The sequence below is a fragment of the Limnospira sp. PMC 289.06 genome (assembly GCF_032350395.1).
Lineage (GTDB): Bacteria > Cyanobacteriota > Cyanobacteriia > Cyanobacteriales > Microcoleaceae > Limnospira > Limnospira platensis.
The window spans coordinates 1-1,475 of the sequence record NZ_JARPLC010000297.1; the positions used below are offsets into that span (position 1 = coordinate 1).

Consider the following 1,475-nt stretch of genomic DNA (forward strand, 5'->3'; position numbering starts at 1 on the left):
CAGGCTAACGACGGCACCAACGGCACAGAGCTATGGAAGAGCGACGGCACTCAGGCGGGTACAGTCCTGCTCAAAGATATCAACCCGGGGACTGGGAATTCCTTTCCCTCTAATTTCACCGTGTTCAACGACACCCTGTACTTCCAGGCTAACGACGGCACCAACGGCACAGAGCTATGGAAGCTCATTCCCAACGATATCAACGAGTCTCCCACAGACCTAACACTAGACAACACCAGTATCGATGAAAACGTAGCGGCAGGTACGGCAGTTGGCAGTTTCACTACCACCGACCCGGATACAGGAGATACGTTTACTTACGAGTTAGTAGCAGGTGCAGGAGATACGGATAACGCCGCCTTCAGCGTCAGTGGCGACCAACTCTTAATCAACAATTCCCCGGACTTTGAAACTCAGTCTATTTATAACATCCGAGTTCGCACTACGGACTCGGGAGGACTCACTTATGAGAGAGAGTTGACCATCAATATCAATGATATCAACGAGCCTCCCACAGACCTCACACTAGACAACACCAGTATCGATGAAAACGTAGCGCCGGGTACGGCAGTTGGCAGTTTCACTACCACCGACCCGGATACAGGAGATACGTTTACTTACGAGTTAGTAGCAGGTGCAGGAGATACGGATAACGCCGCCTTCAGCGTCAGTGGCGACCAACTCTTAATCAACAATTCCCCGGACTTTGAAACTCAGTCTATTTATAACATCCGAGTTCGCACTACGGACTCGGGAGGACTCACTTATGAGAGAGAGTTGACAATTGACGTCAACATTGAACCAATTTACGCCACCGAGGGAAACGACATTATCCGAGGGACTGATGGTCCTAATATTATCTACGGCTTGGGAGGGAGCGATCGCCTTTATGGTAACGCCGGAGATGACTACATCGACGGGGGAGAAGGGGACGACCTCCTCTATGGCGGCGATGGAAACGATACGTTGATTGGCGGTCGGGGTAGCGATCGCCTTTATGGGGAGGCGGGAGATGACCTCCTCGACGGGGGAGAAGGGAATGATATCCTCTATGGCGGTCCAGGAAACGATACGTTGATTGGCGGTCCGGGTAGCGATCGTCTTTACGGAGGCCCCGGAAATGACCTATTTATCCTGCAAGAAGGTATGGGTTCCGATATCATCTACGACTTTGGAGATGGTACTAATCAAATACAAGTGTTGAATGCTGGCGGACAAACGTTAAGTTTCAGCGACCTGGACATAAGCACACGCAGTGGCTCAACTTTAATTCAGTACGAGGGTGCCACCCTAGCCACCCTACAACGATTCATCGGAGTTAACGAGAGTCATTTTGTAGCGGCCGCAATACCAGAGTCGTAGGTTGGGTGAAACGAAGTGAAACCCAACACCCTGCCTTGTTGGGTTCGGTTGCACTCCACCCTGCCTACAAGAGTCTATAGGATACCTGGAAAGCGATCGCATCACCCAACACC

The 1,475-nt window shown here is 51.2% G+C and carries 1 protein-coding gene; it reads left to right on the forward strand.

Annotated features, from left to right (window positions below):
- On the forward strand, positions 1-1,362 hold a 1,362-nt coding region (locus P5674_RS24615; protein WP_315670389.1), incomplete at its 5' end, for an ELWxxDGT repeat protein.
- Positions 1,363-1,475: the final 113 nt, after the last annotated feature.